Genomic DNA, 21,150 nt, shown 5'->3' with positions numbered 1-21,150 from the left:
GTTATGTCAAAAAACAATGTAGAGTACATGCTTGCACTCGCGAAAAATAACGGAATCCTAGTAGACCCCACTACCGTGAAAGTGAATGAATCCGGCTTGGATTTTCTTGCGATTTTTGCAAGTACGATAGATGGTGTTCCATGGGTATTGCGGCAACCGCGCCGGGACGATGTCGTGGAGACAGCCCGTTATGAGAAAAGGGTGCTAGATCTCGTTGCAAAACATCTGCGTGTCGGAGTACCGGATTGGCAGGTTCACACCTCTGAATTCATCGCTTATCCGATTCTAGGTGGCACACCGATGGCGACGATCAATATGGAAACCAAAAATTATGACTGGTATTTGAATCCCGAATCCCTACCCGAACTATGCATCCAAACGTGGGCGGAAGCAGTCGTGGAATTACACGGTATTCATCATGATCTCGCTCGAGATGCTGGTATCCGCGTCAAGCAGCCTAGCGAAGCACGAGTAAGCCTTCGAGAAAAGATGAATGAAATCAAACGCGTCTTTGGCGTTTCTGGGGCGCTATGGGATCGATGGCAAAAATGGCTTGCAGATGAAACATTCTGGCCTGCTCACTCTGCACTTGTGCATGGTGACCTCCATCCGGGGCATATCCTGGTTGCTGAAAACGGCAAGGTAACAGGGCTCCTGGATTGGACGGAGGCAGAAGTCTCTGACCCTGCTATTGATTTCACGGTCGTTTACCTGTTGTTCGGAGATACTGGTTTGGCCGATTTCATCCAACGGTATGAGAAAGCAGGAGGCCGTGTATGGTCACGTATGCATGAGCATATCGTCGAAATGACGGCTGCGTATCCCGTCACTCTTGCCACCTTCGCATTGAAATCAGGGCTGGAAGAGTTCAAGATCATGGCACGACAAGCTCTGGGTGTCGACGAACACGGCATAGAGATCACTTCCTAGATAAACCAACCACCGTCCCATATTGGAGGCGGTGGTTTTTTATGTAAATAGCTACATGGAGCCATTTCCCACTTGGAAGTAAGGTGTTACAATGAATCGGCTCATTTGGACAATCCTTTACTAAATAGATGGAGTGAATAGGATGAAACGCGGACTTCTTATTGGCATTGGTGCTGTAGTCGTAGTTGCAGGCGTGCTTTCCATTCCTGTTGAGGCAGAACCCTCACCCGATACACGAGTCATATTGGAGCACACGAACAAGAGGTATATTTCACCGCCCTGTTATGAGCAAGCCAACAAAACGAACAATCTAGCCGAAGCCGATATTCAAAAAGCGCAGGAATTAAATTATCAGCCAGAATCGAGCTGCACGGCAAATTCACTTGCACCCATCAAGCAACCGATTGCTTCCGTACTCGCCGTAAATCTCGGAATCAAACAAAGCCACTGGGATTGGTAAGTGGAACCGTAACAAGGCTTCGACCATAAAAAAAGAGCGTTAGCTTCAGCAGCTAATGCTCTTTTTTGCTTAATAGTACGGAGAAATCATGAGGTAAACAATGACACCCGTCGCACTGACATACAGCCACATCGGCATCGTCCAGCGAGCGATTTTTTTATGCTTTTCCACCTTCATGTTGAGTCCACGTGCAGTCGTAATCAGCGCAAATGGAACGATGATTACCGACAACAGAATATGTGTAATCAAGATGAAGTAATAAATCGGACGCAGAATTCCCTCTCCCCCGTAGGAAGTACTAGGTGCCATTCCGTGGTAGATCACATACGAAACCAGGAAGAGAGCTGTAGTAGAGAAGGCTGCAAAAATATATCCCCGGTGCATCTTTATGTTTTTGAACTTCACGATGGAAACAAGCGCAGCAATCAAAAATATAAAGGTAAAACTGTTCATGACCGCATTAAAAAACGGCAGAAACGTCAGGTCGAGATGGCTGAAATCATTGTTTTTCGGCATGAAGTACAAGATGGCGACAAGCGTGTTAATCGCTATGGTGAGAATAACGATAATCGGTGTATAGTTGCGTTGTTTCATTCTTATGCTCCTTTTTTCTCAGATCATGAATGAGTATCCCGCTTTAGTCTACCCATTGACGAGCCCGGACATTGGCTTCCGCAAACGGTTAACCAGTCCAGTCATCCTAATGATAAACGAAGTAGGTATGCCGTACAAAGGCGATTTGATGAACAAAAAAGAGGACCAACAAATGTTGGCCCCCTTTCGTTATTGCTTGTTTGATTGCTCGTCCAGCGGTACTGCCTTGTTTATTCCGAGTGCAAAGAAGCTAATGACCACAATCGCCAAGAAGACAATCCCGGCAATCAGGGAGACGCGTGTCTCATCATTGATCCACATACCGATGAGTACCATGATGAGAAAAGCAATGGTCAAATAGTTGGTTACTGGGGCAAAAGGCATTTTGAATGGATGGTTGTCCATTTCAGCACCCTTTGCTTTTCGGAATCTGATTTGACTGATCAAAATGACAAACCATGGAACCATACCAGGTAGCACACTTGCACTGTACACGTACACGAAGAGATTTTCTGGGGCGATATAGCTTAAGATAACCCCAATACCGAGGCCGATCAGAACACCAATCGTACCTAACAGCGGTACACCATTCGAAGATAGTTTGGTAAAAACTTTCGGCGCTTGGCCATTTACACCTAAGGTATACAGCATACGCCCTGCACTATAAATCCCGCTATTACAGCCAGACATGGCAGCAGTGATCACGACAAAGTTAATGAGACCTGCCGCTGCGGTAATACCAATTTTCGCAAAGGTAGCAACGAACGGACTACCGATTGCCTGCAATTGATCCCAAGGGTAAACGGTTACAATAACAAAAATCGCACCAATATAGAAAATCAAAATGCGCCAAATGATATTTTGAATCGCACTTCTTAATGTTTTTTTCGGGTCTTTTGCTTCCCCTGCTGTAATCCCGATGAGCTCGACACCTTGATACGCCCCAATCACCAAGGAAAGGGCAAAGAAAAAGCCTGTCCAACCGCCTGTAAAGAACCCGCCATTTTCCCACAGATTCGATAAGCCGATTGCGTTTCCACCATTTCCAATACCAAAGAAAATCAAACCAATCCCTGCAAAAATCATCAAAACGATCGTTACAATCTTGATCATGGCAAACCAAAACTCAAATTCACCAAATGACTTCACAGAAACCAGGTTCGCTACACCGAGTATCACCATGGCAATAATACCAGGTATCCAAGCCGGCAAATCTGGGAACCAGTACTTCATATACGTCCCGACAGCAATGATCTCTGCCATCCCGACAACAACCCACTGGAACCAGTTACTCCAAGCCGTGATATAACCTGCTAACGGATGGATATACTTATGCCCAAAGGTCGCAAATGAACCCGTACTCGGTTCCATATACAACATTTCACCCATTGCACGCATGATGAAAAAAATAAAAATTCCTACAATTGCATAAGCTAGCATGACGGATGGGCCTGTCCATTTGATCGTGCTGGCTGACCCCATAAAAAGCCCAACACCAATCGTACCGCCCAAAGCAATCATCTGAATATGACGCGCTTCCAGGCCTCTCTTCAGTTCCTTGTTTTCCACGTAAGCTTCCTCTTCCTCTCTGCTGTTGGCGGTATTTCGGATAGCTTCTAGTCATTCTCGTTTTATTGATTAAAAAACTGTCCCTTACATCTCTCTTCACTTCTTTTCAAGCATTCCTACTGGTTAGTAAGATTATTCACCTCTCCGCTTTACGCTATATTCGTAGATCACTTCATATATTTTAATATGTTTTAATAATATCCACAATTATATTTACAAGGAAAATACTTGATAGTTAAATATGTTTGCATTCAAGAAGAAGAAAAAACACATGAAAAATCAATTAATACAGATGTGATCCTACCTCCATAAAGGATAAGCAGTATGAAAATTTCCCAGCAAAGAAATACTATCAGCGATTTCAAAATAGGAGGAAATGGAACCATGGAGCACTATTTGGCCGAACAGTATCGAGAAGGGCTGCAAGCTTTTGGACAGCTGATGCCAGAGGCCTTGCGAGCATACAATGAATTCACCAGCCAATGCTTTTCGTCCGGTGATTTGTCATCCAAGCATAAGCACTTGCAGGCACTGGCTATCTCCCTTTACTCCGGAAATGAGCACTGCATTGTCTATCATTTGGAAGCAGCTCTCAACGACGGAGTTTCCCAAAAAGAAATTGCTGAAACAGTAGCAGTAGCCGGAGCATTCGGCGGCGGAACTACCCTTTCGCATGGCGTCATATTAATCAATGATGTGATGGAGGAAAAACAGGGAACGATTCAATGAGAAGATGAACAAAAATTCCTGTACCACTGCGTTTACAAAAGCATACAAAAGCACAACAATCGCCGAGATCTCCCTCGAACGATTGTTGTGCTTTTTGCCTCCTCGATTATTTAGGATGAAGCGCTCTTGCCATCGCATCTATATAGCTTTGGCTGGCGCGCTGGCTCACTTCCGCTTCGGGGACAAACACTTCAAAGCAGTGATAGCATCCGGGATACAGATGAAATTCTACGTCTACGCCCGCTTGTGCAAGGCGCGTCACATATTCGATCGTCTCATCTCGGAACAGATCCAGCTGTCCTACGCACGTATACGTCGGCGGTAGCCCCGCCAAGCTTTCTGCTCTCGACGGCACCCCATATGCGGATACCTGACTGTCGTCGACACCTTCGCCCAGGTACATGCTCCACGCCGCCAAATTATTCGTCCGGTTCCAGGTTGCATTTTCCGCCTCGATTTCATAGCTCGACGCTGTACGATTACGGTTATCGATCATTGGATACAACGGCATCTGGAAGATAAGGGCTGGTCCCCCTTTGTCGCGAGCCATTAAAGCAAGTGCTGCGGTCAGCCCTCCTCCCCCGCTTGCACCAGCAATCGCAACCCGATCCAAATCGATGCCGAGTAACTCAGCTTTTTCTGTCATCCATGTTAAACCAGCGTAACAGTCATGGATGGCAGCAGGATAAGGGTGCTCGGGAGCCAGACGATAATCAACCGATACGACGACACAATTAGCTGCTTGTACAAAGCGTTCGCATAGAGCGTCATCCATATCGGGGTGCCCCATCACATAGCCACCTCCGTGAATCCACAGCATAGCCGGAAGCTTACTACCTGTTCGCTGGACGGGCTCGTATATTTTCGCCAGCATCTCTCCTGCTGCGCCTGGAATCATTCGACTTGTAGTACGTACATACTCCGACTTCACAATAGGAGGATTTTTCAGCATGGCCCTGCTCGACTCCAAATTTTCTTCCAGTTGAAAACCAGGGAATTGTGCTATTGTTTGCCTTAATTCCGGCAGTACTCGACGATGAAAATCCACGTGAATCCCTCCATTAAGCAAATGTTGATTCTTGCTCTGTCTCTGCTTCCCACTTGGTTATTTCCTCTCGCACCCGAGGCGCTACCTCCGTCCCTAGCAGCTCAATGGCTCTCATTACCTGTTCATGCGGCATCGTAGATATCGGTACATACATCATAAAGCGCGTCATGCCTACCTGTTTGCGAAGGTGGATGATCTTTTGAGCAACCGTCTCCGGATCACCCACATACAATGCCCCCTCCAAGCTGCGTGCGGCATCGAAGCTAGCACGGTTATAATGGGCCCAGCCCCGCTCCCTTCCGATTTTATTCATTCCTGCTTGGGTAGAAGGAAAGAATGTATCTGCCGCCAGTTCCGTTTCTTCTGCAACAAATCCGAGTGAATGGGACCCAACCGTTAATCGCGATACGTCATGGCCAGCGTGCATAGCCACCTTTTTATAAAGCTGCACAAGTGGTGCAAACTGTCGCGGACTTCCACCAATGATCGCCAGCATCAGTGGCAATCCCAGCAGACCCGCACGAACAACAGATTCCTGATTGCCTCCGCTGCCAATCCATATGGGTAAAGGATTCTGAACGGGCCGTGGATACACACCCAAATTCTGAATAGCTGGCCGATGACCGCCCCTCCAGGTTACCTTTTCGGACGCCTGTATTTTCAGGAGCAGTTCCAAATGTTCTTCAAACAGCTCATCATAGTCATTCAAGTCATAGCCGAACAGGGGAAAAGATTCGATAAAGGAACCGCGTCCAGCTATAATCTCTGCCCGTCCATTTGAAATGCCATCGAGCGTAGCAAAATCTTGAAAAACACGCACTGGATCAGCCGAAGAAAGTACTGTCACTGCACTGGTCAGCCGAATCTTTTTTGTCAGTGGCGCAGCCGCAGACAGCACCATGGCTGGAGAAGAAGCAGCATAATCCTTGCGATGATGTTCACCTATGCCAAATACATCAAGCCCAACCCGATCAGCGAGGACGATTTCCTCGACAACTTCACGCAATCGCTGTGCATGGCTCATCACTTCACCCGTCTGAACATCCGGTGTCGTTTCCACAAACGAAGTAATACCAATCTCCACAGACCATCTCTCCTTTTGCAAAACTTGTATAATCAACAGCTCTGGAAGCAGAATAGTTCCATTTGATATATCTTCATTTTGAAATATTTCAGTAGCTCTATTTCCCTGGGATAGCCGAAACGCGTCTGGTCACTGCCCAATACATCAGAGCCAACGCACTAACAGAGGCTCCGAGCGTGCATACTCCCTCCCAACCAAAATGCGCATATGTATAGGTCGAGGCAATGGAGCCAGCAGAAGAGCCGATCGAATAGAAAACCATATACCCCGCCGTGAGCCGACTCCGCGCCTCTGCGCCCAAGGTGAAGATCATGCTTTGATTTGTAACATGCACCGCCTGTACCGCCAAATCAAGTAAAACGATACCGATCGCCAAGGCAAATAACGACTGTTCTATATAGCTGATTAACAGCCACGATAGTAGCAATAGGCTCAAAGCAAAGCCCGTCGTTCTCTGTCCGTAGCCTCGATCTGCAAGCTTCCCTGCCCTTGCTGCCGCTAGCGCTCCGGCAACTCCCACGAGACCAAACGCCCCGATTGCCGTATGCGACAAAGATAATGGCGGCGCACTCAGAGGCAGTACCAATGGCGTCCACAAAATGCTAAACGCAGCAAAAATCAGCATCGCCAGAACAGAGCGAATACGTAAGAGCCGTTCTTGGGCGAACAACATCAGTACCGATCCAAGCAACTGGAGATAGGATAGCGATTTTACCTGCCGTTCCCTATTTGGCAATACCCGAAATAACACGCAAACCAGTAACAATAGAAATGCAGCAGAGACCAGATATACGGAACGCCACCCCGCTAGATCTGTTAAAACTCCCGCAATGGTTCGCGCTAGAAGAATGCCAATGACGATTCCACTTGTAACTACTCCAACCACTCGTCCTCGCTCAGCAGGAGCAGCCATGGTCGCCGCGAATGCAACAATCGTCTGCGTCACAACGGCAAGCAATCCGACCGCTGCTATACCTGCGAATAGTACCGTGCTGGTGGAAGCAGTCCCTACGATAACCAGCGCTACCACAGATAAAAGCATCTGACCGATAATCAAGCGGCGCTGGTTCCATAAATCGCCAAGCGGGACTAGCAACAAAAGTCCTACCGCATAAAAGATTTGAGTAAGGGTGATCAGAATCCCAATGATGGAATAGTCAATTCTGAACTCACTCGACAAATGATCAAGTAGAGGCTGCGCGAAGTAAATATTCGCAACTGACATCCCGCAAGCAACTGCAAACAATAGTGTTACATAGCGAGGCATGGGCGAATTGGCCGTTACTTTTTCAATAACTTCGTCCATCTGACTTCACCTTACCTCCTTTCATTTTTGGTTTAATCCACAATAACATACCGATCAGTACGTTATTGTGCCCAGTAAATATATCCCAACATTTCTTTTTCTGTCAACACCATTCTTTTCAAACTCGAATAAACCAAGCTGGAATTGACAAAGCAGATAAAAATCAATAAAATATAAAATACCGTTCAGTACAAAAAGGTTTATTGACCGTTACATAGATTTGAGTACATCAGTAATGAAAGGAACTCTTTATGGCAAGAACACGCGAATTTGACGAAGAAAAAGTACTCGATGCAGCTATGCAGCTTTTTTGGGAGAAGGGGTATGAAGCTACCTCCTTAAGTGATTTAACTTCCCGAATGGGCATCCAGCGCCCCAGTATTTACTCAACCTTTGGAGACAAAAAAGAATTGTTCGAAGCCGCACTACGCAGATACACGATGTCTCGTGCTTCCGAGATACGAACGAAGCTTCAAAACCAGCCATCCGTAAAAGAGGCATTTCGCCATTTTTTTAAAGAGGTGGCCGACGAAGAATATACGGAAGGTCTCAGCCGAGGATGCTTTTGCATTAATACCATGGTCGAGCTAGCCCCTCATGATGAAAAATTTGAGATTTTGACAAGGGAACACCAAATGTACCTCTCTGTCATTTTTCAAGAAACGATTGAGCGAGGTATCCAATCAGGTGAACTCGATTCGAGTATAGACGCGAAAGCTACCGCCCAAGCACTTATCGTATCGCTAATTGGACTGACCGTAATCTTGAAGTCTCGTCCAAATCGCTCATTTGTTGATAATTCAATAGAGGTTACGCTTACGTTACTTAGGTAAGTGTCCGGGCCAGCTTGGACAAAAAAAAGACCAACATCTGTTGGTCTTTCAATCTATCACTACAACTACTGTGTACGCTCCAATTTAAAACGCTGCACCAATAACTGCAACTCTTCCGCAATGTTGGCAAGATGCACTGCCGATGCTGCCACTTCCTCCATCGAAGCATTCTGTTCTTCACTAGCTGCTGCGACTTGGTCGACCTCTTGTGCAGTGGCTTGGCTCATGGCGCTCGATTCACCAAAGGCTACAAGCATCGCCGTATTAGATTGCATTAACCGTTCGCTGACGCGGGCTACTTGCGCAAGGTGCGCGTCAATGCGGTTAATGGCCTCATACATCTCCGTAAAACGCTGCTCAACCGATTGTGTCAAATCACTTCCCGCTGTAGCAGAATCCACGCCTTCCTCCGTTCGTCTAACCATGTGAAGGACGCGATTCTGAACCTCGCCGATCAAACTGTCGATCCTTTCAGCAGCAGAGCCTGTCTGATCAGCCAGCTTGCGTACCTCATCAGCGACGACAGCGAACCCGCGACCTTCTTGCCCGGCGCGCGCCGCTTCAATAGCAGCATTCAACGCAAGCAAATTCGTCTGAGAGGCGATATCCTGGATGAAATTCGTCACCCCACTAATTTCTTCAGCAACCTGTTTTAACTCCTCCATCTCCTGCTTAGAACGGGCAGAATGTTCCACGATCATATTCACCTGTTGTCTTGCCGCTCCAAGGGACTCCTCTCCGGTATTAGCCAGACCTGTAATGAGCTGCGACATTTCCGTGCTCTCACGCAGGATGCGGATGGCATCATCCAGCTCCTGTTGCGCTTGCGTTGCCGATTGCTTCACGGTATCTATACTCTGATTCATATCGGAAGACATGGACGCTATTTCTTGCATGGAGGTAGCGACTTGTTCAATCGTTTGCACGTTCTCCTCCGAATTCGCAGACAGATGGTGGGAGGAAGCAGAGATTTGCTCGGAATGATCGGTAATTTGACGCAGGACATCGGACAACGATTGCGACATCGTATTGAAGTTGGATTGCAGCTGCCCAATCTCATCCGTTCTTCGACTCTCGATAGACCGGACCGTCAAATCCCCCTGCGCGATTAAGTCGGTCAGTTGCTTTAATTGCAGAATGGGTCGCACCGTGCGTTTCATGAATATCCAAACGAACAGGGCAATGAGGGCAAGCAACAGTACGATGAACAAAAATGAGGTCCGCAACAGTGGCCCCGTTTTTTGATTGATTTCATTCCAATCTATCACGGAAACGACGTTCAATCCGAGCGAATTTTGCTTGTTGAAATGATAATGTTCACGAAGCTCGTCATCATCCACTTCGAAAGAACCCTCCGCTCCATCACGCATCACTTGGAAGCGATTGTCTTCAAGCGGCTTGCCCTGCGGGAATCGTGGATGCGACATTGTCACATTGTTCTGATCGAACAAGCTGACATATCCCTTTTCTCCGATCTTGTACGTCTTTACCAGCTCGTTTAAGTGATCGATAGAAACGTCGATTCCCGCTACCCCTTTACCATCGGAGAGCGTCTTGGCAAACGTAATCACGTAACCTCCGCTTATCGCGTCGATATAAGGTGGCGTCACAACGACCTGCCCTTTATGCTGCATCGCTTCCTTGTACCATTCACGGGTAGTCGGATCAATTTCCTTTTTCGCCGAATTATAATATCGATTGTCGTAGTACATGAACGCAGCCAAAACATTATCGATGTCTTTCTCTATGTTGCGAATGCGATCATAGATATACGTATCCGCACTTTGCCCCGGCGGAACTTGAACATCCGCAAAGCTATCGATCGTAGCAGAATAATCCTCGTACGAATTATTGAGCACCTGTGTAATCATCGTGGTAACCGATTCGACTTGGGACAACAATTCGTGCTCTAACTGGTTGCGCGCCAGTTGTGTCAAGGTCAGACTCAGAACGACAGAGGGAACAACAATAAGCAAGACGAGCAAAAACAGGATCTGCTTAGATAGCGATGCTTTATAACCAGTAATCATTTTCTTTATCATCTATGATGACTCCTCTCTAGTGAAGTAGAATAACGAGTTGCAACGCAAACAACGCCTCACCGGTCGTCAGAAGGCGCGTTCCTATCAGGCCAGATACATACCTATGCCCATCTTTTCCACATGGACATTTCTGCAAAGTATATTTTCCCCGTTAGTATCAATTTGAAACTTCAGGACATCAAATAAGTAAAATTTGGAAAACTTCTTTCCGATACAAATAATAACCAAAAACCAGTAATCCGCATTCTGGATTGGCTGCCGTTTTGGCCAACGACTCGATTCATGAAAGGAGGTACCATCATTCATGTTGTCTGTTACACCTAGATACGCCATCAGCTCGTCTGTCCAGTATAGAAGCCCGGGAATTCACCCACAGACGAAAGCACTGGAGCACGACAGTAACAAAAAGCAGGATCATATTACGATTAGCCAGCAAGGCCTACAGCTAAGCAATGGGAACAACTCTCCCAATAAGAATAAGATGCTGCAAAGCCTCATGGAGCAAAAGCAAGCGATGCTGGAGAGACGGAACAACTACTATGCGGATGCGGTTGAAAAACTGACAGACCCAAAAGTCATGAAAGAACGACTGGATGAGATGGACAAACAGATCGAGGAAATCGATACGCAGATGAAACTAATTCAGTTGGAAGAACAACGCAAGGCGAGAGGCACGGATGAAGAGAAGAGCAAGGAACAGAAAGCTTCCGACATCGCCCCCAAACAAGACGAATCCCTACAATCCTCCTCTACCCTCCATGCTGTTTTAACGGCAACCGACTATCTCAAGAATATGCACAGTGTAAAACGCGCTCAGATTACCTTGGAATTAGAGGCGAAGGCGTGGGAACCCGCGTCAAAGGACGGAGATTTTACGAAGTCAGAAGAACTGAAGCGGAAGGCAGAAGGCTTGGACGGCAAACTGCTGAAGATGGCTGACGAGATCGACAAAAGGCTTGAGAAATCTCAAGATGCTAATCAGGCAGAGCATTCTTCTAACGACAAGCAAGCAGATGAGCAAAAGAAAAACCCTTATCTGCAACAGCGAATGGAAAACCAACAAGTGTCTGGATCTACCATCGATTGGATTGCATAACTTGTAAGCGAGAAACCTCCTGCTGCTACACATTGATAGCTCTGGAGGTTTTTTCAGTTTGTTTTCAGAGGAAAATACCGGGAAACCCGGGCGAATGGCTGTCAACGTGGCTGTTAAACAGTTGTTTGAAAAGATGGATAAAGAGATATTGATTGCGATTCTGTGAGCTTCTCGATCTACCAAAATAAAACTGCACCCCAATTGTTAATCCAGTCTCACAATTGGGGTGCAGATCATTCGCCTATGCTGCTTTGGAGATATTTATTTTCTTCCCTTCTTTTCGCCACTCGTTAAATTCAGCTGCTGCTGTGAAAAGAACGTCTGAAGAGGAGTTAAGTGACGTTTCAAAAGAGTCTTGTAACACTCCAATAATAAAGCCGACTCCGACTACCTGCATCGCAACTTCATTTGAAATACCGAATAGGCTACATGCTAGAGGAATCAGTAATAAAGATCCACCAGCTACCCCTGATGCACCGCAAGCACATATAGCCGATACTATGCTAAGGATGATAGCGGTAGGAATATCCACTTGAATACCAAGTGTATGAACCGCTGCAAGGGTCAAAACAGAAATCGTGACAGCTGCACCAGCCATATTAATAGTAGCCCCTAATGGTATCGAGACCGAATAACTATCTTTATTCAAACCTAGATTTTCGCATAATTTCATATTTACAGGAATATTTGAAGCTGAGCTTCGTGTAAAGAATGCTGTAATGCCGCTTTCCTTTATACACTTGAAAACAAGCGGGTAAGGGTTTTGTCGTATAGCTACATACACAAGGATTGGATTGACAATCAGTGCCACAAAGAGCATGCAACCAATCAGAACAGCAAGTAATTTCGCATAGCCTACTAACGCATCAAGTCCACTTGTTGTAATAGAGTCAAATACTAGTCCCATGATTCCTAATGGGGCAAGCTTAATTACCCAACCAACCAATTTCGATACCGCATCCGAAAGATTAGTAATCATCGTTTTTGTCGTATCAGCGGCATTTCGTAAAGCCAAACCAATAAGTACTGCCCAAGCTAAAATACCGATATAGTTCGCTTTAACAATCGCATTAATCGGGTTATCAACCACATTTAGCAACAATGTCTTGAGAACCTCTACAACACCGCTAGGAGGCGTCACATCCTTAGCTCCCTCTACAAGTGTTAAGTCTACAGGGAATATAAAGCTTGCAATAACGGCGATTGATCCAGCTAAGAAGGTTCCTAAAAGGTATAGGACAATTATGAATTTCATATTCGTTTGGTGCCCATTTTTATGTTGAGCAATGGCTGACATAACCAAAAAGAGTACCAACAAAGGTGCAATCGCTTTTAAAGCGCCCACAAATAAAGAACCTAAAATTACTACGGGTTTTGCTACTTCGGGGATCGTTACAGCCAGGATAATACCAATAATCAAACCCACAATGATTTGCTTTACCAAACTTACTTGATTTAGCTTCGTCAGTATACTTTTCATAGATGCCCCCCACTTAGATAAACTTCCTGCAATAGATTCTCTCTTTCTGTATGATTCTATCTTCGATGGATGGTTCTAATCACAGTCCGCTCCACAAAGACAAATAAGTATCATTATACTGATTTTTTGATATATTACAAACGTGTATATTTTCCCAAACTGAACAACTTCGTTTTTAATGAGTTTATGGCTTCACTTACACCACCAAGAATGCAGTGCGAAATTGGTCCTAGCCGCCACCCTTGTGTCCTCTACTTGGGGGGAACCAAGAGTAAAACCCTCCCCGGTAAGAACCTAGGGAGGGTTTGGTCTGTCAGCTAATTTCTGGTGTCTCTCCTGTTACATGAATATTCCGTCATTACTGGCTCAACGAATCAAGCGAATTACGAACATGATTGGCAAACGAATAGTTATTTCTAGCATCCCAGTTGATAGACCAGGTCATAACTCCTTGGAACTGCGGATAACCAGCTGGATTTTGGAGTTTGTAGGTTCCCCCAAAAGACGTACCCTTTACCAAATAGTGAAGGGCTTTCTGGATATCGGCAGGAGACGTATAGCCTCCCCCGGCAGCACTTGGAGCAGAAGGCAGCCCGATCGCGACTTGGTTTTCCCTCAAGGCTGGAAACATGTTGTTTGGATTCCTCCCGATAGGGAATCCTTTCAATAGCATTTCTGCCATCGCTACTTGGAAATCAGCCGTTCCTTGTTGATACGTACGGCCATCCAATGCTTCCAGCGCTCCAGAATTATAGTGCTGAACGTGGATATAATTCATCCGGTCGCGAAGGGCATGAATCACAGGTAGATAAGCGCCCCACGGCCCACCATAGGCAGCGTAACCTCCCTGGACATAAGCCGTTTCTGGCGCCATTGTCAAAATGAAAGATGGACCAAATGTATTCGTGATCGTCTGAGTCGCTGCGATCAAGTTTATAATTTTGGGCGTTGTCGGATTTCTAAAATCAGTGTCCCCCGCATTTAACGACAAGGAGCTTCCTTCCAGATCAATATCCATACCATCAAACCCGTACGTTTGAATAATCGAGGTCATCGAGGTAATAAAACTTTGTTTGGCAGCTTCCGTCGTCAGCTCGACTGTACCATTCGCTCCGCCAATTGAGATGAGGACCTTCTTCCCCTTTGACTGTAACAAGGCAATATCCGACTTAAATTCCTCTACGGATGCATTGAACGGCACGAATCCCATTGTCGCATGATCGCCACCGACTGGTTCAGCGAACGCAACATTGATTACATCGTATTTATCTGAGACATCTCTTAGCTTGAGTACGGTAGAACCATTGTCAAAATTATGCCAGTAGCCGATCAAAACTCGTTTGGACACCGGTTCATTCGGGGATGTAGATAAAGTGGTTACCGTTATCGAGGTGCTGGGTGGGGATACATTACCTGCGGCATCTTTTGCCTGGATCGTGAATGAATATGTCGTATTTGCTAGAAGCCCTGTCACGGTATAGGATGTTGTACTCGATATACCAGCGAGTGTATCTCCGTTGTAGACGAGATACTCCTTAACAGCTCTGTCATCCGTAGAAGCTGACCAAGACAAGCTAACTGAACTACTCGATTTGCCTACTTCACTAAGATTTGTGGGGGACGTAGGTGGAATGGTATCGGGAGCAGAGGGACCTTGCAGTTGCCACAGTGTCGGTACGTTAGGCGGTTCCCACCCGACAAGCGATGTATGAGCAAATGTACATTTGTAATCTTGCCCTTGATACGTAACCATGTCTCCTACCTTGTATACGGTGTTGGGAGTCCACGGTGTCATGGCGTGAGAAGACTGCGGGAATAGAGAAAAAATTAAGAGAAGCGATAGTACTACCAAAGCTCCTGCTTTTCTCATCAAAAAATACATCAAACAAAGCCTCCTTCATTTTTACTTGTGCAAAAAAGATGCCTCATACAAATGAGCTAATATAAAGATATACTTATATTTGGAAAAAATGTATTTTTTTCGATAACATATCCATAAGAAAACCTCTATCGGCATTGACAACGTTTTCACAGAATAATAGAATACACTTACGACAAGTTAACTATGATGGAGATTCGGAGACTCATACTTTTTGGCACTTTCATTTTTGAAAGCGCCATTAAAGTATGGGTTTTTTTACGTGCATCTCCGTCTTTGTTAGAAATCATCTAGGGGGAGGAATATGATGCTCAAACTGTTTAAGCCTGCACCACCTATTGACAGATTGCCTGACGAACAAATTGATTCTGAGTATAAAAAGCTCAGGCTTCAAGTGTTTCTTGGAATCTTCATCGGTTATGCGGCGTACTATCTCATCCGCAAAAACTTCTCGCTCGCCATGCCTTATTTGATCGAAGAAGGATTTACAAAAACAGATCTCGGTTTTGCGTTATCAGCCATTTCGATTTCCTACGGGATCAGTAAGTTTGTAATGGCCATTTTTTCAGACCGAAGCAACCCGCGAATGTTCTTGCCTGCCGGTTTGATTCTTTCTGCACTTATCAGTTTATTGATGGGGGTTGTTCCTTACTTCACCTCATCCGTCACGATCATGTTTGTGATGCTGTTCCTGAGCGGTTGGTTCCAGGGAATGGGTTGGCCTCCATCCGGGCGTGTCCTCGTTCACTGGTTTAGTGTAAGTGAAAGAGGAAACAAAACAGCCATTTGGAATGTAGCCCATAACGTTGGCGGAGGCTTGATGGCTCCCCTCGCTGTAGCAGGTGTTTCGATGTTCACCTGGTTTTCGGGTAATACCTCTTCCGGGTTTGAAGGCGTGTTTATCCTTCCTGCTCTGGTTGCCATTGTCTTTGGATTCATTACGTATTTCTTAATTCGCGATACTCCGCAGTCAGTCGGCCTGCCGCCTATTGAAGAATATCGCAATGACTATCCAAACAAAGAGAAGAAAACGTTTGAAACAGAATTCTCCACAAAAGAAATCCTTTTCAAATATGTATTGAACAACAAATGGGTTTGGGCAATCGCGATTGCCAACATCTTCGTCTACTTCGTCCGTTACGGCGTTCTGGACTGGGCGCCGACCTATTTGAGTGAAGAAAAAGGCTTTGATATGAGCAAGTCGAGCGTTGCTTACTTCCTGTACGAATGGGCAGGTATCCCGGGAACGCTTCTGTGCGGCTGGCTGTCCGATAAATTGTTCAAGGGCCGCCGTGGACCCGCAGGGTTTGTCTTTATGCTCGGCGTATTGATCGCTGTTCTGGTCTACTGGTTCAACCCACCTGGAAATTCCGTAGTCGATATGATTTGCCTGATCGCTATCGGTTTCCTGATTTACGGTCCAGTCATGCTGATTGGTTTGCAAGCCCTTGATTTTGTTCCGAAAAAGGCTGCCGGAACCGCTGCAGGACTTACTGGTCTGTTTGGTTACCTGGGCGGTACAGTCACAGCGAATGCATTGATGGGGGTTATCGTTGATGCCTCCGGCTGGGATGCAGGATTTATGTTGCTGACAGCTTCATGCGCATTGGCTGCTCTTGTTTTTGCCCTTACGTGGAATGTGCGTGGGCAGGAAGTCGTTAAAAATCATTAAAATAGCAAAAAGAAGGATGAAAATCGTTGTGATTTTTATCCTTCTTTTTTATGGAATGAATAACCTGCGTGGTTTTAGCATGGCCTAACCTGAACATTGAATACCACATTTTCCAGCTGACTGGAATAAGAATTGTCATGCTAGAACAAAATAGGACAAGTTCTTTTTACGACTGTAATGAAGCTGCAAAGGAGGAAAACCATGTGGAAAACAATTGTTTCAAATCTTCCTGCCTGGCCAGTTTTTATTCAAGCCGCAGTCGTTTTTCTTGTTCCTTATGCGATTTCAAGATTATTTCATTGGATTCGTACAACGGAGGAAGAGTGATATAGATGGAACGTATCGCTTCATTTACAGACGATTACCTATCGAATTTGAATCTTATCCGTCAGGAAATCGCCCAAAACGCAGATGTGCATATCCGCGAATTTTCTTTCGGACAGACTGCCAGTCGTGCTTCCATTATTTTTGTAGATGGGTTATCCGATCGGGATCTGATCGATAATACTATTCTGAAAACACTCATGAATGATTCTATGGCAGTGATGGTACAGGAGAATTCTTCCGGGGACGTTTCTGTATCCAAAGATTTTTTCATCAATCATGTGCTTTCCATCCATGAAATACTGGAATGCCGGGATGTATACGATCTGAGGACAAAAGTACTGACTGGCTTCACGGCACTGTTGATTGAAGGGACCGCAAATGCTCTCCTTCTTAATACCGTAAAAGTAAAAACAAGAAATATAGATGAACCTGTCTCAGAATCTTTGGTCAGAGGCCCTAGAGTAGGCTTCACGGAAACGTTAAGCGAAAATACCGCCCTCTTGCGGAGACACGGTGAAAATGGAGATCTTCTCTTCCTAAAATTTCAGGTGGGCGAGCGTGCAAAAAAAGAGCTAATTATCGCCTATATGAAAGAGATTGCGAATCCCGCGTTGGTTGAAGAAGTAAAAAACCGAATTACGAAAATTAAAATTGACCATGTGCCGGAATCCGGCTATGTGGAGCAATTTATTGAAGATAATTATCTCAGCCCATTCCCGCAGGCGCAGAGCACAGAACGGCCTGACCGCGTCATCAGTGCATTAATGGAAGGACGAGTGGCCATCTTGCTGGATGGTACTCCTTTTGCCTTAATCGTTCCAGTGACGTTCAGCATGCTCCTGCAATCGCCTGAAGACTATTATGAGCGCTGGATTCCAAGCACATTCATTCGCTTGTTGCGCTTTTTCACTGCCTTTTCTTCCTTGCTTATACCGGCCCTCTATATTTCCTTTATCTCTTTTCACCAAGGGTTAATTCCTACAGAATTGGCTATTTCCATCATCAGCACTCGACAAGGAGTTCCATTTCCCGCTCTGTTGGAGGCACTGATCATGGAAGTGTCCATCGAGATTATGAGAGAAGCCGGTCTTCGATTGCCGAAACCAATCGGCCCTGCCATCGGGATTGTCGGTGGACTGATTATTGGTCAAGCTGCAGTACAAGCAGGTATTGTCAGCCCAATTATGGTAATCGTCGTGGCTGTCACTGCTATTTCCTCCTTTGCCATTCCGTCATACAACCTGGGTATTTCCTTACGTCTCATTCGGTTTTTGGTTATGTTCTCCGCAGCCATGTTTGGATTGTACGGGGTGATTTTGTTTTTTCTCTTGCTTACGAGTCATTTGGTAAAACTAAAAAGTTTTGGTGTACCTTATGTTACTCCTGCTGTTCCCTATCGGTTAAGGGATTGGAAAGATTTCATGGTGCGAATGCCACTCATGATGATGAAACGCCGTCCAAAAATGCTGCATACGAAAGAGCCGACTCGCAAAGGATAGCCACTCAGTATAGTAGGTGAAGCCCAAAATGTTACCCACCCGAAATGATCGGATCACCACCTCGCAAACAGCAGTGATCATCATCAACTTTATATTGGGAGCGGGAATCCTTACCCTGCCTAGAATCTCAGTGGAAAAAACAAAGACACCGGATGTTTGGATAAGTGTCATCATTGGCGGTTTACTCGCGATGCTCGCTGGGATAATCATTGTAAAATTAAGCCAGCGGTTCCCTGAGAAAACGTTTTTTGAATACAGCCAGGAAATTGCAGGGGAATGGGTTGGAAGGATGCTCAGCCTTCTGATCATCTGTTATTTTTGTATGACCTCATCTCTTCAAGTCCGATCTATGGCTGAAGTAACAACCTTTTACTTGCTGGAGAAAACCCCAATGTGGGCCATTGTTATGGTATTTTTGTGGGTTGCTCTTTATCTTGTCATAGGTGGCATCAATTGTCTCGCCCGTATGCTTGAGATTATCTTGCCAATTACTGTCCTCTTTTTTTTGGTGGTTTCCTTGATGAGCATAAAAATTTTTGAAATCGATCATCTTCGTCCCGTATTGGGGCTAGGGTGGAAACCGGTGTTCGATGGGATTAAACCAACTGCGCTCGCCTATACCGGTTTTGAAATAATGATGATTCTAGTGGTATACATGAGACAGCCAAACAAAGGCGTGAAAGCCGTTGTGGTGGGAATTAGCGCCTCGTTAATCTTTTACCTGATGACAGTCGTGATGGTCATTGGGGCGTTTTCAATCGATGGAGTCGTCACAAGGACATGGCCGACCATTGATCTCATACGAAGCTTTGAAATTACCGGTTTACTCTTTGAACGGTTTGAATCGTTGCTGCTCGTATTATGGATTATGCAAATCTTTTCTACTTTCACGTTGGCTTACTACTCAGCCGCTCTAGGCCTCGCCCAGCTCTTCAAGAAAAATATGGAGCCGTTTCTATTCGGATTGCTGCCTGTTATCTACATCATTACGATGACTCCAAAAGAAATCAATAGTGTATTTGCACTTGGAGATTTTGTGGGCGATGCAGCCTTTTTCTTATTTGGTGTAATGCCCCTTCTCCTTCTTATTATTTCTGGCTGGAAGGTGGGTAAGCATGAAGCAAAGTCATCATCGTGAGTGGCTCCTCCTCTTGACATCGTTATCTGTTTTCCTGCTCTTCTTACTGACCGGATGCTGGAGCAGCAACGATATCGACAAGATGGGTATGGGCATCGGTTTGGCATTGGATGCCAGCAACAAATCAAATGTTGAAAAAAAGCTGGAAAAGCAGGGAAAGAGCCCTCCTCACGTTGACACAATCACCATGACCTATCAATTTATTAACCCAAAAGCAACAAGCAAAGAAAGCAGTTCGGCAGGACCACAACAAAAAGCATATTTAAATGCGTCCCAAACTGGTGAATCTATCCTTCCAATCATCCGTGAATTTTCATTGAGTCATGATACCCCCTTGTTCAGCCCACACTTAAAAGTCATTGTGATTAGCGAGGCTCTGTTACACACACATCGTTTGGAATCTTTGCTGGATCTATTTCTGCGGGATAATGAAATACGTCCAAGCTGCTTGGTATTGGTTAGTAACGGGAATGCCCGCGATGTCTTGGAAACCAAAAAACCGGGAGAATTGCCAGCACTGAATTTGCTTGGAATCGTAGATAACCGAAATCGAACAGCCAAAATTTTACCTCCTGTGTCACTCGCCAAATTAACGGCCAAGTTGAATTCCGAATCAAGCTTTCTCTTGCAAAATGTTACCGCTTCTAACAAGGAAGTGAAGTTTGAGGGGGCAGCCGTGATCAATGGTAAGACAAAAAAATGGGCGGGATTTTTAAACGAAATGGATTTGGAGGGCATAACGTGGATAACCGGAAAAGGTAAAGGAGGGCTAGTGAGAAGCCTTGACAAGGAGACAGGTCAACTCATCATCTATGAGATCGAAACCATGGAGAGCAAAATCACTCCCCATGTTGACGGAAACAAGATTTCCTTTGATGTGCATATCAATTCGAAGGGACGCTTGTCTGAAAATTGGGTGTTGAACGCAAATCCTTTTGAAAATGAATTCCTGAAAAGGGTGGAAAAAGCGGCTGAATTGGAAGTACGGAAACTGGTCAAGAGTGTCACAGCAAAAATGCAAAACCATTTCCATGCGGATGTTGCCGGATTCGGAGAACGTTTGCGAATCGAGTATCCAAAAACGTGGGAGAAAGTAAAAAAAGATTGGGATCAAACATTCAGCACTGTACCCATCACTTACTTCGTAAAGCTTACTACTACTGATTTCGGCGCATCAGGGCCTAGCAAGTGAAGCTTCCTTTCGTTCTGTTATCCATTAATTGCGATTGGAGTAAGATGTCCCCTCTCCCCTTACTCCATTTCCTCTTCGTATGATTCACTTTTCTGCTATGACCATACCGTCCCGCCTTTTTTTGAGGGAGAACTTGATGATACCTTAAAGAAATTGCTATCACCTCCGTCCAGCGACTTTTGCAGACCATATGTTGCAAACCCTGAAATAAGATGCTATATTAATTGACGTATCAATTATTGATGCGTCAAATATTCCTATCCATATTGCCC

The 21,150-nt window shown here is 45.4% G+C and carries 18 protein-coding genes; 10 read left to right on the top strand and 8 right to left on the bottom strand.

What is annotated here, in order from left to right:
* The first annotated feature begins 3 nt into the window (after positions 1 to 3).
* Entirely contained in the window at positions 4 to 930 is a 927-nt protein-coding gene (gene mphJ / locus ODZ53_RS27030) for a macrolide 2'-phosphotransferase MphJ (RefSeq protein WP_372681311.1), read from the top strand.
* 142 nt (positions 931 to 1,072) lie between these two features.
* Positions 1,073 to 1,390: a hypothetical protein gene (locus ODZ53_RS27025; protein ID WP_199928616.1), complete on the top strand. Its 318-nt coding sequence runs from the start codon at positions 1,073 to 1,075 to the stop codon at positions 1,388 to 1,390.
* A gap of 69 nt (positions 1,391 to 1,459) precedes the next feature.
* On the opposite strand, the gene ODZ53_RS27020 is transcribed toward ODZ53_RS27025, so the two are convergent.
* Together ODZ53_RS27020 and ODZ53_RS27015 are read right to left on the bottom strand one after the other, a co-directional pair.
* Positions 1,460 to 1,984 (bottom strand): DUF420 domain-containing protein, encoded by a 525-nt coding sequence (locus ODZ53_RS27020; RefSeq protein ID WP_012684056.1) that lies wholly within the window; start codon positions 1,982 to 1,984, stop codon positions 1,460 to 1,462.
* Between the two features lie 189 nt (positions 1,985 to 2,173).
* A complete protein-coding gene (locus ODZ53_RS27015; protein WP_372681308.1) occupies positions 2,174 to 3,553 on the bottom strand; it encodes an amino acid permease in 1,380 nt (459 codons plus the stop codon).
* Positions 3,554 to 3,937: 384 nt separating this feature from the next.
* On the opposite strand from ODZ53_RS27015, the gene ODZ53_RS27010 reads away from it, so the two are divergent.
* Positions 3,938 to 4,282: a carboxymuconolactone decarboxylase family protein gene (locus tag ODZ53_RS27010; protein WP_087349247.1), complete on the top strand. Its 345-nt coding sequence runs from the start codon at positions 3,938 to 3,940 to the stop codon at positions 4,280 to 4,282.
* A gap of 106 nt (positions 4,283 to 4,388) precedes the next feature.
* On the opposite strand, the gene ODZ53_RS27005 is transcribed toward ODZ53_RS27010, so the two are convergent.
* The 3 genes from ODZ53_RS27005 to ODZ53_RS26995 all read right to left on the bottom strand — a co-directional run bounded on the left by ODZ53_RS27005 (position 4,389) and on the right by ODZ53_RS26995 (position 7,720).
* Positions 4,389 to 5,330: an alpha/beta hydrolase gene (locus tag ODZ53_RS27005; protein WP_372681306.1), complete on the bottom strand. Its 942-nt coding sequence runs from the start codon at positions 5,328 to 5,330 to the stop codon at positions 4,389 to 4,391.
* Between the two features lie 13 nt (positions 5,331 to 5,343).
* The gene (locus ODZ53_RS27000) at positions 5,344 to 6,414 is read right to left on the bottom strand and encodes an LLM class flavin-dependent oxidoreductase (RefSeq protein WP_372681304.1); all 1,071 of its coding nucleotides are present in this window, start codon (positions 6,412 to 6,414) and stop codon (positions 5,344 to 5,346) included.
* A gap of 97 nt (positions 6,415 to 6,511) precedes the next feature.
* On the bottom strand, positions 6,512 to 7,720 hold the full coding sequence (locus ODZ53_RS26995) for an MFS transporter (protein WP_372681302.1): 1,209 nt from the start codon (positions 7,718 to 7,720) through the stop codon (positions 6,512 to 6,514).
* A gap of 251 nt (positions 7,721 to 7,971) precedes the next feature.
* Between ODZ53_RS26995 and ODZ53_RS26990 the strand changes: the two genes are divergently transcribed.
* Positions 7,972 to 8,553 carry a TetR/AcrR family transcriptional regulator gene (locus tag ODZ53_RS26990; RefSeq protein WP_016742704.1) on the top strand — a complete coding sequence of 194 codons (582 nt, stop codon included), beginning with the start codon at positions 7,972 to 7,974 and terminating at the stop codon, positions 8,551 to 8,553.
* A gap of 65 nt (positions 8,554 to 8,618) precedes the next feature.
* Here the strand turns inward: ODZ53_RS26990 and ODZ53_RS26985 are convergent, their stop codons facing one another.
* Complete coding sequence (locus tag ODZ53_RS26985) at positions 8,619 to 10,595, bottom strand: methyl-accepting chemotaxis protein (protein WP_372681299.1); 1,977 nt, start codon at positions 10,593 to 10,595, stop codon at positions 8,619 to 8,621.
* A 304-nt stretch (positions 10,596 to 10,899) separates the two neighbouring features.
* Here ODZ53_RS26985 and ODZ53_RS26980 point away from each other — a divergent pair, with 304 nt between their 5' ends.
* The gene (locus ODZ53_RS26980) at positions 10,900 to 11,691 is read left to right on the top strand and encodes a hypothetical protein (RefSeq protein ID WP_372681297.1); all 792 of its coding nucleotides are present in this window, start codon (positions 10,900 to 10,902) and stop codon (positions 11,689 to 11,691) included.
* Positions 11,692 to 11,932: 241 nt separating this feature from the next.
* On the opposite strand, the gene sstT is transcribed toward ODZ53_RS26980, so the two are convergent.
* On the bottom strand, positions 11,933 to 13,171 hold the full coding sequence (gene sstT, locus ODZ53_RS26975; RefSeq protein WP_372681295.1) for a serine/threonine transporter SstT: 1,239 nt from the start codon (positions 13,169 to 13,171) through the stop codon (positions 11,933 to 11,935).
* A gap of 358 nt (positions 13,172 to 13,529) precedes the next feature.
* Positions 13,530 to 15,053 (bottom strand): chitinase, encoded by a 1,524-nt coding sequence (locus tag ODZ53_RS26970; RefSeq protein ID WP_372681293.1) that lies wholly within the window; start codon positions 15,051 to 15,053, stop codon positions 13,530 to 13,532.
* Positions 15,054 to 15,357: 304 nt separating this feature from the next.
* Here ODZ53_RS26970 and glpT point away from each other — a divergent pair, with 304 nt between their 5' ends.
* From glpT to ODZ53_RS26945, 5 genes are all read left to right on the top strand, one after another.
* Positions 15,358 to 16,722: a glycerol-3-phosphate transporter gene (gene glpT, locus ODZ53_RS26965; RefSeq protein WP_372681372.1), complete on the top strand. Its 1,365-nt coding sequence runs from the start codon at positions 15,358 to 15,360 to the stop codon at positions 16,720 to 16,722.
* A gap of 201 nt (positions 16,723 to 16,923) precedes the next feature.
* Entirely contained in the window at positions 16,924 to 17,049 is a 126-nt protein-coding gene (locus ODZ53_RS26960) for a hypothetical protein (protein WP_012684041.1), read from the top strand.
* Positions 17,050 to 17,054: 5 nt separating this feature from the next.
* Complete coding sequence (locus tag ODZ53_RS26955) at positions 17,055 to 18,548, top strand: spore germination protein (RefSeq protein WP_372681291.1); 1,494 nt, start codon at positions 17,055 to 17,057, stop codon at positions 18,546 to 18,548.
* A 28-nt stretch (positions 18,549 to 18,576) separates the two neighbouring features.
* Positions 18,577 to 19,686 carry a spore germination protein gene (locus tag ODZ53_RS26950; protein ID WP_199928627.1) on the top strand — a complete coding sequence of 370 codons (1,110 nt, stop codon included), beginning with the start codon at positions 18,577 to 18,579 and terminating at the stop codon, positions 19,684 to 19,686.
* The gene (locus ODZ53_RS26945) at positions 19,664 to 20,878 is read left to right on the top strand and encodes a Ger(x)C family spore germination protein (RefSeq protein WP_372681289.1); all 1,215 of its coding nucleotides are present in this window, start codon (positions 19,664 to 19,666) and stop codon (positions 20,876 to 20,878) included. Before ODZ53_RS26950 ends, ODZ53_RS26945 begins: the two co-directional genes overlap by 23 nt.
* Positions 20,879 to 21,150: the final 272 nt, after the last annotated feature.

The sequence above is a fragment of the Brevibacillus sp. BD137 genome (assembly GCF_041644655.1).
Lineage (GTDB): Bacteria > Bacillota > Bacilli > Brevibacillales > Brevibacillaceae > Brevibacillus > Brevibacillus brevis_D.
This window is presented reverse-complemented; position numbering and strand designations above follow the sequence as displayed.